12 protein-coding genes are annotated in these 15,051 nt (G+C 35.0%); all 12 read left to right on the top strand.

Annotated elements, in window-relative coordinates; all coding sequences use genetic code 11:
• Positions 1 to 902, top strand: a 902-nt coding sequence (locus tag HMPREF9171_RS104265) for a VirB4-like conjugal transfer ATPase, CD1110 family (protein ID WP_000309604.1), incomplete at its 5' end; no start/stop codon positions are given.
• 57 nt (positions 903 to 959) lie between these two features.
• On the top strand, positions 960 to 3,623 hold the full coding sequence (locus tag HMPREF9171_RS104270; protein WP_000066068.1) for a phage tail tip lysozyme: 2,664 nt from the start codon (positions 960 to 962) through the stop codon (positions 3,621 to 3,623).
• A 16-nt stretch (positions 3,624 to 3,639) separates the two neighbouring features.
• A complete protein-coding gene (locus tag HMPREF9171_RS104275) occupies positions 3,640 to 4,245 on the top strand; it encodes a hypothetical protein (RefSeq protein WP_000564600.1) in 606 nt (201 codons plus the stop codon).
• An 11-nt stretch (positions 4,246 to 4,256) separates the two neighbouring features.
• On the top strand, positions 4,257 to 4,643 hold the full coding sequence (locus tag HMPREF9171_RS104280) for a single-stranded DNA-binding protein (protein WP_000934360.1): 387 nt from the start codon (positions 4,257 to 4,259) through the stop codon (positions 4,641 to 4,643).
• A gap of 15 nt (positions 4,644 to 4,658) precedes the next feature.
• Positions 4,659 to 4,934, top strand: a complete 276-nt coding sequence (locus tag HMPREF9171_RS104285; RefSeq protein ID WP_001006383.1) for a hypothetical protein — start codon at positions 4,659 to 4,661, stop codon at positions 4,932 to 4,934.
• Positions 4,934 to 5,737: a hypothetical protein gene (locus tag HMPREF9171_RS104290; protein WP_000488497.1), complete on the top strand. Its 804-nt coding sequence runs from the start codon at positions 4,934 to 4,936 to the stop codon at positions 5,735 to 5,737. Before HMPREF9171_RS104285 ends, HMPREF9171_RS104290 begins: the two co-directional genes overlap by 1 nt.
• Positions 5,738 to 5,754: 17 nt before the next feature.
• Complete coding sequence (locus HMPREF9171_RS104295) at positions 5,755 to 6,246, top strand: DUF3801 domain-containing protein (RefSeq protein WP_000371894.1); 492 nt, start codon at positions 5,755 to 5,757, stop codon at positions 6,244 to 6,246.
• Positions 6,246 to 8,312, top strand: a complete 2,067-nt coding sequence (locus HMPREF9171_RS104300) for a VirD4-like conjugal transfer protein, CD1115 family (RefSeq protein ID WP_000775821.1) — start codon at positions 6,246 to 6,248, stop codon at positions 8,310 to 8,312. Before HMPREF9171_RS104295 ends, HMPREF9171_RS104300 begins: the two co-directional genes overlap by 1 nt.
• Before the next feature lie 35 nt (positions 8,313 to 8,347).
• A complete protein-coding gene (locus tag HMPREF9171_RS1000000114200) occupies positions 8,348 to 8,479 on the top strand; it encodes a hypothetical protein (RefSeq protein WP_000235824.1) in 132 nt (43 codons plus the stop codon).
• A 66-nt stretch (positions 8,480 to 8,545) separates the two neighbouring features.
• Entirely contained in the window at positions 8,546 to 10,282 is a 1,737-nt protein-coding gene (locus tag HMPREF9171_RS104305) for a DNA topoisomerase (RefSeq protein ID WP_000876323.1), read from the top strand.
• Positions 10,283 to 10,330: 48 nt separating this feature from the next.
• A complete protein-coding gene (locus HMPREF9171_RS104310; protein WP_228475785.1) occupies positions 10,331 to 10,687 on the top strand; it encodes a hypothetical protein in 357 nt (118 codons plus the stop codon).
• A 13-nt stretch (positions 10,688 to 10,700) separates the two neighbouring features.
• Positions 10,701 to 15,020, top strand: coding sequence for a PBECR4 domain-containing protein (locus tag HMPREF9171_RS104315; RefSeq protein WP_000002618.1), 4,320 nt, complete (start codon positions 10,701 to 10,703; stop codon positions 15,018 to 15,020).
• Positions 15,021 to 15,051: the final 31 nt, after the last annotated feature.

Here is a 15,051-nt window from a genome sequence, read left to right as displayed (position 1 = left end):
ATTCTGATATTGGACGTGCATTTGATGCTCAGTTGATTGATATTTTCCCAGGTTCACAGACACACTTGAATTTGATGGATTTACCAGATGAAGAAAATCTATCAGTTGAAGATGCAGACCCTATTGGTGAAAAATCGTCACTTATCATGGGACTTTTTGAAAATATTCTTCAAGAAGTTACTGACGAAGATTTTTCGATTATTGACCGTGTCACACGTCTATGTTATGAACGTATCACTGATAGAACACCAACGCTAAAAGATTGGTACAACATTCTAATAGAACAACCTGAGGAAGTTGCCAAAGATTTAGCATTAAAATCTGAATCATATACGAACGGGTCTCAAGATATTTTTGCTCATGAAACTAATGTTAACTTGAATAATCAAGTCGTTATTTTCAATTTGAAGAAACTAGATGGTAAATTAAAACCTTTTGCCTTGATGGTTGTACAAGATTATATCTGGAACCAAGTCGTTAACAATCAAGGTAAACTAACAACTCGTATTTACTTTGATGAAATGCAAAATCAGTTTTTGACAGATAATCAAGCAGCTTTCTTCACTAATCTTTACGCTCGTGTTCGTAAATACGGTGCAATCCCAACGGGGATCACTCAAAACGTTGAAACACTACTTGAACGTACTGAAGGACGTAAATTAATTTCAAACAGTGAATTTATCGTTTTGTTGAAGCAAAAGAAAACTGATTTACAATACTTAACTCAAACCATCAATTTGACAGATGCACTTATTCGTTATGTTGAAAAACCAAAAGCGAAAGGTACAGGATTAATCATTGCAGGTCAAACGGCAGTGCCATTTGAAAATCCAATTCCTAAAAATACTGAACTGTTCCGATTAGTTGCAACCGATGCTTATCGTCAAATTGAAAATAAATAATGATTAAAGGGGCAGTGTTATGAACTTAAAAGAAATATGCCTGAAAGGGGGTGAAACATGTCTAATAAAGATGATTTACGAAAACGTGTAGTTAGGAAACGTCATATTAAAGAGAGCGTTCAACGTCATAACCAATTATCAGCCAAGAAGGCTCAAAAGGCTGCTAAAAAGGAACATCATGAAGCTAAGATCAAGGTAAAACACGCAAAAGCAGCTTTAAGAAGAGCTGAGAAAGGCATTGATAAAGATGTTGATGGCGAAAAGATTGTAGACGACTTAGAGAAAGCACTAGCTGAAAAGAAAGCTACTAAGAAAATCAAAAAGAAAGTCAGAAAGACTAATCCAACCATCGGTCAAAAAGCTAGACGGACTGGTAAAAACATTGCATTAAATGCTAGTTATCAGCTTAAAACCACTGCGATGGATCAAGATGATACCTTGTCCGATTTACAAAATTTACAATATCGAACAAGACAATCAAAAGCGGTAGCTAAACAAGCTGGAAAAGTTACTTGGAGAGGTGCCAAATTAGCTTATCGAAAAAGTAAAGGCATGGTTAAAGTTAGTCGTGGAGCTTATCAAAGAGCTAAGCAAGGTGCTAAAGTAGCAACTAAAACCACCGCTAACGTGGCTACAAAGACTGCTCAAGCGACAGCTACGGCTGCTAAAACTGTTGGAAGTGTTGCAGCAACCTTATTAGCTAATCCCATTACATGGATTGTCAGCGCTGTTCTTGCTTTTATCTTGTTTTTGATAATTATTGTTTCCTCAATCTTTTCAAGTAATGTCATTCAACAAAATGATTTCACGCTTAATCAGTCATGGCTTCATATTTCACAAGTTGACCGACAAAAATCGTCTGATCAGGTCGAGTACTACACAGATATTGACTCAATCTTGCTTTACATGAATTTCCGCTATGGTGGTGAATGGGAACCTGATGCTAACTGGGATGATGGTACAGGCGGTAAATTAACTGGCGCACTTGGTTTTAATCATTTTTCTGATGCTCTTGATGATATCTGGAAAGAGGAGAACAGTGATATTGACAATCTAAAAACCATGGCGGAACTTTATACCAACGGTAAAGCCTGGATGAAGTTAGATAAAGATGATTTAGCAGATTATAAAGAAATTCTTGAGAGTCAATCCGAAACAGGAAAATACTTAGCTACTCAAGAATTGATTAATCCATTTTATTCAGCTGATGATGCAAAAAGCGATACAGATTATCTAACTGTTTCAAAGCGATATGGATATACGTCTAAAGATAAAATTGATCCAACGACAACGCTTCAGGCTCAATCAGGTCAAAAGATTTATGTAGTCATGGATGGTAAGGTTACGGTTACAACAAAAGATTTAAAAGGTAACGAAACGAAAACAACTAACTTAATTATTTCAGATAGTGATGCACGTTTCATTTATTATGGTGTTTCAGCTATTCGAGTTAAGACAGGTGATAAAGTTGAAGCAGGAGCCGAGCTTGGAACCGTTTCTGGTGGTTCACAAAAGATTGCCTATGCCAAAAACTATGGTGAAGTCGATGCTAAAGATTCTCAGTGGTTGCAAGACATAAAAAATAAAGATGTTTCATATGGTTATACGGAGCAGACAAAGAAAAATAAGACAAACGTTTGGGTGTTAGTTAATCCTGGTTTTTATTTCCCGTTTGTTAAGTACGCTCAAACAACTGTCATTATGCGAACATCATCTGAATTGAGTGGACGTGCTAAACAATTTTATGACTTAATGAAGAAGTTTTATCCAAGTGCTACTGATAATGGTGTTGCTGCCGTGGTTGGAAACTTTGCCGTTGAGTCATCCATTACCCCAAAACGAGCCGAAGGTGATTATCTTAGCCCACCCATCGGAGCATCTGATGGGTGCTGGGATGATGCAAATTGGTTAAACATGGGTGGTACAGCAATCTACGGTGGTGGTTATCCTAATATCCTTCATCGTGGGATCGGACTTGGTCAATGGACGGATACCACCGATGGCGGTACTCGTCATACTATGCTAATCAATTATGCAAATTCTATTGGTAAAAAATGGTATGAGCTAGAAACACAAATTCGCTTTATGTTAGAAGGTGATTCACCTTATTATCAAAACATTTTAAAAAGTGTGTTAAGTTCTAATTCTGATACAGATAGTCTTACCAGAACCTTCTTAACAAAGTGGGAAGGTATCAACAATGGTACACTTTCTCAACGTCAAAGCTATGCTAAACAAGCATTGTCTTGGTTCCACCAATCAATCGCAGGTGGTGGAACAATGGCTTCCTCTTGGAATTTCCCTGAGGAGTATCGGGACAAAATTAAGAGCATGCCAACAGGTGTCAGCATGACAACACAACCTGGTAATGGTTATCCTGCAGGTCAATGTACTTGGTACGCTTATAACCGTTTGGTGGAATTAGGTGAAATCACAGATTTATCAGGAAGTTATGGTCGTCTTGGTGATGGTAAAAGTTGGGTAGGAAATCTTGTCGCAAAAGGTTGGAAGTTTAGTACAATGCCAACGGCTGGTGCTGTTTGCTCAACGGCTGGTGGATTTGATAGTACCTATCCGCAATATGGACACGTTATGATCGTTGAAGCGGTCAATGCTGATGGTAGTTTTTTGGTATCTGAATGTAACTATGCAGGTAACAAAAGCCAAATTCACTGGCGTGTTTGTCGTAACGCTCCGTACTACACGTTTGCAACCCCTTAAAAATGAAAGGAAAAAAATGATAGATGAATTTAAAGTGACTTTTTTCAAACGGGTCATGATGATTGTAGGGATTATTATTATCTTTCTCATTGGCTTAGGTTTTGGGTCAATGAGCAAGAAAACAGATAATCAATCTTCAAGTCATACAACTTTAACCAAAAAGGTTAAAGAAGGTCATCAGTTGACTGAAGGTTGGGTTAAGCAGTTTTTGATTGCTTATTACACTAAAAAAGATCTTGAAGAAAATCGTAACAGATACAAAGATTATATGACTGATGGCATGTATAATGCTGCTGTTTCTGAAGAAGAGACAGCACAAAATCAAGCTTATAAAGGCTTTGTTGTTAATTTTGAGTTTAAAGATGCTCAAATTTATATTGATAAAACCAATGATAAAGTTATTTGCTATGTTAATTACACAAATGATTTACTTCAGAAAAAGAATTCAACTGAAGGTGCTCAAACAGGCGTAGATAATAACACTATTATTCAATTAACTTACAATAAAGTTGATGGCAAATATCTCGTAAATAACATGAGTACGCTTTTAATTACAGATTCTCAAGATCCGACAGCTTCACAAAATTCTTATGGAGATGTTATTGCTAGTAATGATGAATAGGAGAGAAGGCAATGTTAAATCAAAGTATTGTTACAGGACGTCTGACTAAAAATACAGAGTTAAGAAAAGTCAACGACCGTTCGGTTATTTCCTTTACACTTGCTTCAAGTAGAGAGTATAAAACAGAGGATGGTTCTTATCCAGCTGACTTTATTGACTGTGTCTTGTGGGGAGCACCTGCTGAAAACTTTAACACGTTAACAGCTAAAGGTGACACTCTTCAGGTAACAGGACGACTACAAACTAGAACTTATAAAGATAAAAAAGAAGTTACTCATAAAGTAACTGAAGTTCAAGTTGATAAATGGTATATTGTTGCCGTTAATCAAAATCAAGGTGACTATCCTGTTAAAGAAAAAACTATTGTTAACGATAGTTTAGATAATTTATCACTATAGAAGGGGAACTAGACAATGAATGAAACGACTTTTGAAACAAATAATCACACTGCTAAATCAGCACGCCGTCAAAAATCAACAAGTGATCGCTTAAAAGACAAATTGAAACAACTCAATAAAGCAAAAGCATCTCTTGAAGTGGCTCAAAAGAAAATTAAACAACTGGAAGCCGATATTAAAGAACTTGAAGCCAAACGTCAACAAGAAATTCTTAAAGAATATGGCATGAGTTTATCGGACTTAGAAGCCTTTTTAGCTGATAACAAGGACAAACTTGGGGGTGATGCGTAATGTTTCGCATTACAAGATTAAGTACAGGTCAACAGCGCGATTTTCAAAATCGAGAAGAGTTAGAATTTTTCTTGGAAGGTGAAGAAAATCGTTGCTTGCAGCTAAATACAACAGCCACTTTTCAACTTTTTCATCTTGATAAAAATGAAGAGCCGCTAGAGTCAATGGAACTCACTATTCCATCTTCTGGGGAACAAGACGTTAAAGAGCTTTTAGGTGACTTTGGACTAAAAAAGGATAAGAAATTCTTCTTCAGCCGTGGGACTAAGCAAGAAAAAACTCAAAGAGTTCAAAAGAAAAAACATGAATTATCAACCGCAAACGAAAATATGAGCAAATCAAAGCCATCTGTTAAAGCAACTCCCAAGTCTTCTAATCGTTTTTGGATAATGATAGCTTTGTTACTCTCAATTTTTAGTTTAGCGATTTCTCTTACTAATCATTACAGTAGGTATCAAAAAGAGGAGAATAAAACACAACAGACTACCATTAATCAAGGAGCTGATGTTTTTTGTCGCTATTTCATCAGTAATTATTTTGCAAACTCATCAGCTCGTGAGGATTTTATTTCTAATTCGCTTGATTTAAAACAGTTTGATACTGACAAAGCAACAACAGTTAGTGTTTTGTTAGAAAAAGAAGTGATGACTAAAAAAGTAACGACTTTAACCTATGTTATTAATTGTCGCTATGACGATAATTCAACCGCTAACAAACGTTTGACACTAACCGTAAAACAAAACAAAGAAGCTAAATATGGCTATTTAGTCTCAAAAGCTCCTAAACTAACTGCTTATCCATAACATAAAGGGGGAGAAAGATGGATCAAGAACAAATTTTTGATAGAGGTGCACGTGTCACTCTTGAGACAGGTAAACAGTTATTTCAATTTTTAGCTTATGCGGCACAACAGCTGTATAAAACTTATGATGAACACAAACAGATTGGGGAACAGTCTTTTAAAAACTTCAATCAGTCATCTTTGACGAAAGATCATATTGATTTTTTAGAAGCGGATGTTAACCTTAGAAAGTTTACGGATGAGCTTAAAAAATCAGGTGTTCGCTTTGCTTTTAAAGATTTGGGTGACGGTACGAAACAAGTTTGGTTTGAAGCACCTAACAGGGAAGTTATTGCGGATGCTTTGAGACATACTCTTAATGAAATCGTTAATGACCCTAAAAAAGCTAAAGAAAAGTACATGAAATCAGAACAAGAGTTAACTCCAAAAGAACAGATTAACAAAATCAAGAAAGCAACTAAGGAAAAACTTGATACTGTCAAAACTAAGAAGAAAGGAAAGAGTATCTGATGAAACTTCAAAAGAAACCTCTTATTCCTTATCTGATTATTAGTCTATTTTTAGCTTTTTTGACTCACAGGGCTTATGTGTTATATAGCATTGCTCCTAAACCTGATATGAGCAATTTATTTAGTCAATATACCTATGTCCTGGAAAAATATGTTGAACAACCATACTTTTATCCTAACTTCAGTCCATTTGCTATTTTAGCTGCAATGGTTGGTTTCTTTATTGGGATGATGTTTTATTTAAAAATAAAACCTGATGAAACTCTTCGTCATGGTGAAGAAGCAGGTTCAGCAAAGTTTGCGTTTGCTCAAGAGATTGCTGGCTTTAAAGATCCAGAGCCAACAAACAATATGATTTTCACAAAGAATGCCCAAATGGGATTGTTTAATAAGAATCTTCCGTTTCAATGGCAATTGAATAAAAATGTTCTTGTTGTTGGGCTTCCTGGTGATGGTAAAACATTTACTTATGTTAAACCTAACCTTATGCAAATGAACTCCAGTTTTATAGTCACTGATCCAAAAGGGCTTTTAGTTCGTGAAACGGGTAAGATGCTTGAAGAACATGGCTACCAGGTTAAAGTATTTGATTTAGTTAACCTCACTAAATCAGATATGTTCAATCCTTTTCACTACATGAAATCAGAACTAGATATTGACCGTATCACAGAGGCAATCGTTGAAGGAAGTAAAAAAGGTGATCGTGAAGGTGAAGATTTCTGGAATCAAGCAAAACTTCTTCTTAATCGTGCATTGATTGGTTATCTCTATTTTGATAGTCAGGTTCAAAATTACACCCCTAACCTATCAATGGTTTCTGAATTACTACGTAACATGAAACGTCCAAATGAAAATGAACCTAGTCCTGTTGAAAAGATGTTTGCAAATCTCGAAAAAGCCATGCCTGGAAATTATGCTTGTCGACAATGGGACTTATTTAACAGTAACTTTGAAGCTGACACAAGAACCAGTGTTCTTGCGATTGTTGCTACACAATATTCTATCTTCGATCACCAAGCTGTCACTAATTTGATTATGGCTGACACTATGGAGATGGATACTTGGAACACTGAAAAAACAGCCGTTTTTGTTGCCATTTCAGAAACTAATAAAGCTTACAGTTTCCTAGCATCTACTTTGTTTACAGTCATGTTTGACCAATTAACACACAACGCCGATGCTATTATTCAAGGAAAGAAAGATGGTTACACAGCTGATGATTTGGTGCATGTTCAATTTATTTTTGATGAATTTGCGAACATTGGTAAAATACCTCATTTTAACGAAGTTTTAGCATCTATTCGCAGTCGTGAAATGTCCGTAAAAATCATCATTCAAGCCATTAGTCAGCTTGATACGATTTATGGTGATAAAGCACGAAAATCAATGGTTAATAACTGTGCAACCTTGCTATTCTTAGGGACTAATGACGAAGATACTATGCGTTACTTCTCAATGCGTGCTGGTAAACAAACCATTACACAAAAAAGCTATTCTGAACAACGTGGTCAACGTGTATCAGGATCTACAAGTACACAAGCTCATCAGCGTGACTTGATGACACCTGATGAAATTGCACGTATAGGTGTTGATGAAGCATTAGTATTTATCTCAAAACAAAATGTTTTCCGAGATAAAAAGGCTATGGTAACAGACCACCCTATGAAAGATGAATTATCTGACAATCCGAATGATGGGAAATGGTATAACTACATTCGTTTCATGGTTGAAGATCCAGAACTTTTTAATAATGCACGTGATGGAAAAATTGACCCTAAAAATATCTGGTATCCAGATATGAAAGGTTATGATCAGTTTGTTAAAGATAATGATATTGATACTTCAAAACTAACTGAAGTTGAAGTAGCACAAGCTGATGAAGTAAACACGCAAGCCACAGAAGAGCCTGTTTATGAACAAGTACCCATTCAATTGTCTGAAATGAGCGTAGAAAGCCAATCTCAGACACAAGAAAGTGAAATCAAAGCAGTGGATTTTGCGACTGGTGAAATCTTTGAACTTCCACCAGAAGATGAGGAAGCCGATGAGTATTATGGTGAAGTTTAGCGTGTAATAAAGTATAATAGTTCCAGGGGGTTTATATGGCTACATCAAAACAAAGTCCATTTTTTAAAACACAGGGAATTTCAGAAGATGAATTATTACATTATCTAAAGGAACATCCAGACGATCCTTTGGTTACTAAACTTGAACAATTACTATTAAACTTATAAGATAAGAAATAAGCTACATCGTTAAACGGTGTAGCTTTTATTATTGTGAAGGGAAGTGAAAAATGGATGAAATATTTACTTTTAGCAGAAAAGCCTGACCAGGCTAAAAAATATGCTAACGCTTTAGGAAACCCTAAAAACGATAAAGGTGTTTGGCGTGTTCAATCATCTGTATTGAATGCTGAAGTGATTGTTGCTCCTGCCGTTGGTCATTTAGTTGAACGTATTAATCCATATACCAACTTTGAAAATTGGGATTTGGCTAATCTTCCAGCTTTACCAGATGGATTTGCTTATGAGCCTAAAAAAGATACCGTTAAACGATTTAAGGCTATCAAACATGCTGTTAAAGAAGTTGATGCGATTATTATTGGGACAGACCCCGACCGTGAAGGAGAAGCCATTGCTTATCGAATTTTAGAATTAATACCAGGTGCGCTAAGAAAAATTAAGTATCGTTTGTGGGTAAACTCTTTAACAAAAAAAGGTTTAGAGCAAGCTTTTTCAAAGCTTAAAAATCCAAAAGACTCCATCAACTATTTTCATGAAGCTGATGCAAGAGGGGATGCTGATTGGCTAGTCGGTTTTAATCTAAGTCCTTTTGTAACCATTAAAATGAAAGAAGAAGGGTATTTAGACAAGAAAGACCATTCTATGTCTGTTGGACGAGTTCAAACACCTATTGTTAGTCTAATCGTTAGAAATGATGAAGCCATTGAAAATTTTAAACCGAGTCCTTATTGGCAGCTAAAACTGATTGATCCTGAAGCCAAAGTTACATTTGGCAACGATATTAAATATCAATCAAAAGCTGAAGCAGAACAGATGCTACAACAGTTAGCTAATATAGCAGTTGTCAAAACGGTTACGAGTGAAGAAAAAGTGCAAGAAGCACCTAAGCTTTATAATTTAACTAATTTTCAATCAGAAATGAGTAAGCTATATCATTTTGATGCCACTAAAACGAAAGAATTGGTCCAAAGCCTTTATCAAAAAGGTTATCTTTCCTATCCACGTACTGACTCAACATTGATTACAACTAATGAATTCGCTTACTTAGTTGAACATATAGACGATTATCAAAAAACAATCAATAAGCAATTAGAAACACCTAATCGCTCACCAAGAAAAAATTATGTGAATGATAAGAAAGTTCTAGAACACTATGCTATTATTCCAACCGAAAATATTCCTGATTTAAATGAGCTAAGTGATGATGAAAAACTCATTTATCAAAAGGTAGTTTTCAGAACCTTACTGATGTTTACCCCTGACTATCGCTATCAATCAACCAGTGTTATTCTCGATAATCATGGACTCGAATTTAAAGCGACTGGAGCTGTAACTAAGGATAAGGGATGGCGAAACTATTTAGCCGTAAAAAAAGAAGATAAAGAGTTACCCAATTACCAGGAAGGGCAAACTATCACTGTTGAATGCAAACTCTTAGAGGAAATGACAAAGCCACCGACACGAATTACTGAACAAATTTTATTGAAGAAATTGTTACCTAAATACAATTTAGGGACGTCTGCAACTCGTGATGGGATGATTGATTTAATTCAGGACAAAGGTTATGTCACTAAGAATAAGAAAACAGGACAGTTTTTCCCAACAGAAAGAGGAAAGCTACTTATTCACTATTTAGATCAATTAGAGATTGCATATACTAATCCTGAAACAACAGGAAAATGGGAAGAAGTATTAGCTCAAATCGGACAAGGAAAAATTCAAAAAGAAAGCTTCGTCAACAAAATCAAATGGGCTATCACTAAACAAATTGAAAAAGGAAAACAATTATAAATGCTACTATTTTATGTAAATAGTAGCATTTATATTGAGGTAAAAAATATGGAAGAAGAAAAATTATCTAGAGCTGATACAAAACGCTTATTTATTCAAGAATTAGAGCGCTATTTGTTGAGAATCAGTCAAAAAGGCGACCGTTTACGAAAATCATCTACAAAATTTTCAGTTGCACGCTATTCTGGCTTAGGAAGTAAAATCAAACTTTACTTGTCTAATGAACAGATTTATGTTCGAGTATTTACCAGTGGTGAAATAAATATTAGTTATTACGATACCTTTTACGGTACTGAAACACGTAAAGAAATTAGTCCTAAATTCACTGATGGAACATATACCGAAAATGAAGTGAAGTTGATGATTAAAGAAACTAAAAAATTTATTCGTGAATCTTTAAGATAGTGAGGTTTTATTTATGGCAAACATGCAGGAATTACTTTCTCAACGCTTTGAAGTACGAAAACAAAAACTAGTTAGTATGGATATTGTAGCAGTTGCTGAATCCTTAGGAATGAAGCTAAAACCAGGTTCAAGCGGAACTTATTATTGGGAAGAACATGATAGCTTCCATATTTATCCTAATACTAATACATTTCGTTGGTGGTCAAGAAGCGTTGGTTCAAATACTATTGATTTGGTTCAAGTGGTACGAGAAGAACTAACAGGTCAAAAACCAAGCTTTAAAGAAGTAGCAACTTTTCTTGAAACTGGTCACTTTGATAAAGTTACTGTTCAACCACCAGTAAAAGAACCATTTGAATACTTTTTAGAGCGTTATGAACATTCTGATTTTAATATTGGTAGACAATATTTGAAGGAAGAACGTGGTTTATCTGATGATACGATCGACACTTTTTTAGCATCTGGTAATCTAGCTACTGCAACACGTAAAAAAGGTGATTATTTTGAACCTGTGATTGTATTCAAAAGTCGTGATAATGACGGTAAAATGATTGGTGCAAGTCTTCAAGGAATTGTTGAAAATCGTGTTCAGCACCCCGAACGTGGACGTCTTAAACAAATGATGAAGAACTCAGATGGGACTGCAGGCTTTAGCTTAGATATTGGAAATCCAAAACGTTTAGTCTTTGCTGAAGCTCCAATTGATCTAATGTCTTATTATGAATTACATAAAGATGATCTTCAGGATGTCAAATTAGTAGCTATGGATGGGATGAAAAAGAGCGTTATTAGTCGTTATGTCGCTGATATGTTAACTGATGGTAAATACTCTCAAACCATGTCTAATGAGCAAATTAGAGGTGCTTTAGATGCTTTAAATAAGACTACAAATATTTTGCAAGAGCATCCAGATATGATTACTTTAGCAGTTGATAATGATGAAGCAGGACAAAATTTTGTTAAAGGTTTACAAGAGGATGGTATTCCAGTAGTGTCAGATTTACCACCACGTCAGGCTAATCAAGAGAAAATGGATTGGAATGATTATCTTAAACAGGAAACTAATACTAAAGAAAGTACTGTTGATGAGACTTGGAATATTGATGATATTCAAGAACAACTGTCTCAAGAAAGTGATTTAGTTGGCACTCAAGCGGTTGATGTTGTTTATATGAATGAGGTTTATTTAAACCAGGGCTATAGTCTTTCATTAGTTATTCATAGCAACGAAGAGGTAGAAAATCTAACAGACGTTGCAGCACCTTGGACGCTTGAAGTCATGAGGAATGGTCAATCACTTGGTTATTTGGCTTATGGTGAAGATTGGGGCAATGACTTTGATATTGAAGATGAGCTCGTTAATCTTGAAAATTGGGTTAAAGATAATCAAGTCACTAATCATTTATATAGTCAAAAAGATATTAATGCGTTTTTAGCTACTATGCAAAAAGTGGAATTTAAAAAGGGTGATTTTGTCCTTGAATTTGGTGGTATTTATGACTTCGGAAAGAGTCAACGTGAGAGTGAAGAATTACGTCAACATGCGATTGATTCAATGATTTCAGATATTACAGATGCTGAAACATATTATCTTTGGCATGATGAAGAGTTAGAAAAACTAAATGCACCTGATGAAGCATTTATCAATTTTCATTATCATCTAAAAGATATTGAGTATAATCAAAATGATATTCATCTTTATGTGGCAGAATCATCAACTGATGGTGTTACAGGTTATCTTTCACTAGACGGAAATTCCCTTGATAGCGATAGTATTGAAGAGTATTTAGCTGATCAAGATTGGACGTTTGATCAAAAGGTACAGTTTCTTAAGAATTTAAAAACTGCCGTTGATGAAACCTGGGATAAAGTTACTAATCACTATAACGAACAATTTGAAGCGATTGTTGCTCAATATGGACTATCCAATAAAAAAGAAAAATCTCTTGAGAAAATTCAAGAGATGATAACTTCTAATTCAGAGCAACAAAAAAAGGTTGAGAACCCTATCGAGGATTTACCTGAGCAAAGTCAGGAGGCAGCACCTCTACCTAGTACTCAAGAAGAGTACTCTTTGAATGAGTCGTCACCGACTCAAACTCAGTCTCAACCTTTGCTTCATTTTACCATTTCAGAACCTGAAAAGTCAATTTATAAGATTGGTTATCATCCAGTCAATAAAAAGGAGTTAAATAAATTAAACCGCTATGCAGCCCAAATTCAAGAAAACGCTAACTGGTATAAAAATGAATTGGCTGATAGTAATGTCACATACTTCTATAAAAATAATGATAATTTAGAAGCTTTAAAAGTTACCTTTAAGGCAGAGCAGTATCCGCACTTGGTTGGTATTTTTGCCATTGATGATGATCAAAGTGCAACTAAAACTTTGGATGATTTAGCATCTGGTAAAGGTGACTATCAAAACATTATGGTTGCCAATCGAGGAGCTACCTTTAGTAAAATTCAAGTATTACCTGATTTTAAAGCTGTTGTAGACTCAAATAGCTTTATTTTTGATGATTTATCTGAAGTAGAACGCATGAACCGCCTGGACTTAGCAAAAGCTATCCGAACAGAGGATAAGGATGTTTTGATTGCTTTTAGGAATGTTGATGGTGAATATCTTCCTGCATCTCTTATGAAAGTTACTAATAAGCTTGAGTCAGAGTTGTCAATTGCAAATAATAAAGACGTTTTAGGTATTGTTGGTGAGAAAGATGGAGAGTTTAAAGTTCTTTCAGTCAATGAAGAAATTATCAAAGATGGTGGTGAAAAAATGTTATCAATTGTAAAAAATAACCAATTTGAAAATCTTTCTAAAGCAGAAGTGACTGCTGAAGACTTTACTAAAGTTTTAGATGCTGTTTACAATGTTGGTGCTCAAGTTGGTAAAGACAACAGGGCTAATATCCCAGAAGAATTGTATCCAGCTTGGGATAAATACTATGAATACGCTGAAAGATATGACAATAATTTTGATGTTATTGTTAAGGCTGCAAGAGCAGATAACCTGTTTGATGAAAATTCCGATTTTTATAAAGAAGTATGGCTCAAAAAAATTCAAGAAGAAAATCAGAAAGTAAAAGATTCTGATGGTGATGGTCTAACAGATGATGAAGAAATTGCTTTAGGTACTAATCCTTATAGTCCAGATTCTGATGGTGACGGTATTTTAGATAGCGTTGAAAAAGCCAGTGGTACAGATGCAACAAATCCGTCAGATACACCTGATAGTCGAAAAGAAGAAATGGCAAAACGTGACTTAACGTTGTCAGAAATGATTAAAGCTAAAAATACAGCAGCGCTTAATCAGCATTTACAAGAAGGTATTAAAAATTATTTTGATAGTGATAACTACAAGAACTTCCTCGAAGGGATGTCACACTTCAACAATTATTCTGTAAGAAACATTCAATTAATCAAAGCTCAATTACCTGAAGCAAGTATGGTTGCTTCATTCAACGAGTGGAAGAAGCGGAACGGTCATGTTAATAAAGGTGAAAAAGCACTTTATGTTCAAGCCCCAGTCACTGTTATTAAAAAAGATGTTGATGGCAACCCTATTATTAATTCTGAAACGGGAGAAAAAGAAACTCTTACCTACTTTAAACCTGTTCCTGTTTTTGATATTAGTCAAGTATCACCTGTAAAAGGTAAAGAATTGAATTTACCTAAAATGGGTGAAGTCATTCCTAGCCAAATTACTAAAGAGTATTATCAAAATGTTTACCGCTCATTGAGGGATATTTCTCAAAAAGAAAATGGTATTCCAATTCGTTTTAGAGAACTTGAAAAATCAGATGGTTCTTACAGTCCTAAAACAAATGAAATCACAATTAAAAAAGGGATGACTTACGAACAAACTCTCTCAACCCTAATTCATGAAATGGCACATTCTGAATTACACAATAAGAAGAGTTTAACGGAACGTTTTGAAGGTAAATTGACACGTTCTTCAAAAGAATTACAAGCTGAGTCAATTGCTTATGTTGTATCTAATCATTTAGGTTTTGATACAAGTAATGACTCATTTGCCTATCTTGCTTCTTGGTCACAAGAACCAGATGGACTAGAAAATCTAAAAGCACAGCTTGAAATTGTTCAAGAAGAAGCAAGTTCTCTTATGAAACGTATTGATAAGTATTTAGAAAAATATCAAAGCCTAACAGTTTCAAAAAATGAAAAACTAACTGAAAGTCAAAAACGAGAATTATCCAAAGCAGCAAACCCATTTTATCAAAGTTTGCAAAAAGCTAAAGAGGAAAGCAAACAGGTAACGCCTGCCAATGAAGAACAATCAAAAAAAGTCAATCGACCTACCAAGCAATAACGCAGTGTAGGTCGCATAAAAAAGGACTAAC

The organism is Streptococcus agalactiae ATCC 13813 (assembly GCF_000186445.1).
Taxonomy (GTDB): domain Bacteria; phylum Bacillota; class Bacilli; order Lactobacillales; family Streptococcaceae; genus Streptococcus; species Streptococcus agalactiae.
The sequence above is the reverse complement of the archived record's forward strand: the minus strand, read 5'-3'. Positions and strand labels throughout refer to the sequence as shown.

What these genes read in the sequence shown, in the direction of transcription:
- HMPREF9171_RS104295 (WP_000371894.1), top strand. Translation starts at nt 5,755, where the DNA reads ATGGATCAAGAACAAATTTTTGATAGAGGTGCACGTGTCACTCTTGAG.
- HMPREF9171_RS104315 (WP_000002618.1), top strand. Translation starts at nt 10,701, where the DNA reads ATGGCAAACATGCAGGAATTACTTTCTCAACGCTTTGAAGTACGAAAA.
- HMPREF9171_RS104300 (WP_000775821.1), top strand. Translation starts at nt 6,246, where the DNA reads ATGAAACTTCAAAAGAAACCTCTTATTCCTTATCTGATTATTAGTCTA.
- HMPREF9171_RS104310 (WP_228475785.1), top strand. Translation starts at nt 10,331, where the DNA reads ATGGAAGAAGAAAAATTATCTAGAGCTGATACAAAACGCTTATTTATT.
- HMPREF9171_RS104290 (WP_000488497.1), top strand. Translation starts at nt 4,934, where the DNA reads ATGTTTCGCATTACAAGATTAAGTACAGGTCAACAGCGCGATTTTCAA.
- HMPREF9171_RS104285 (WP_001006383.1), top strand. Translation starts at nt 4,659, where the DNA reads ATGAATGAAACGACTTTTGAAACAAATAATCACACTGCTAAATCAGCA.
- HMPREF9171_RS1000000114200 (WP_000235824.1), top strand. Translation starts at nt 8,348, where the DNA reads ATGGCTACATCAAAACAAAGTCCATTTTTTAAAACACAGGGAATTTCA.
- HMPREF9171_RS104305 (WP_000876323.1), top strand. Translation starts at nt 8,546, where the DNA reads ATGAAATATTTACTTTTAGCAGAAAAGCCTGACCAGGCTAAAAAATAT.
- HMPREF9171_RS104270 (WP_000066068.1), top strand. Translation starts at nt 960, where the DNA reads ATGTCTAATAAAGATGATTTACGAAAACGTGTAGTTAGGAAACGTCAT.
- HMPREF9171_RS104275 (WP_000564600.1), top strand. Translation starts at nt 3,640, where the DNA reads ATGATAGATGAATTTAAAGTGACTTTTTTCAAACGGGTCATGATGATT.
- HMPREF9171_RS104280 (WP_000934360.1), top strand. Translation starts at nt 4,257, where the DNA reads ATGTTAAATCAAAGTATTGTTACAGGACGTCTGACTAAAAATACAGAG.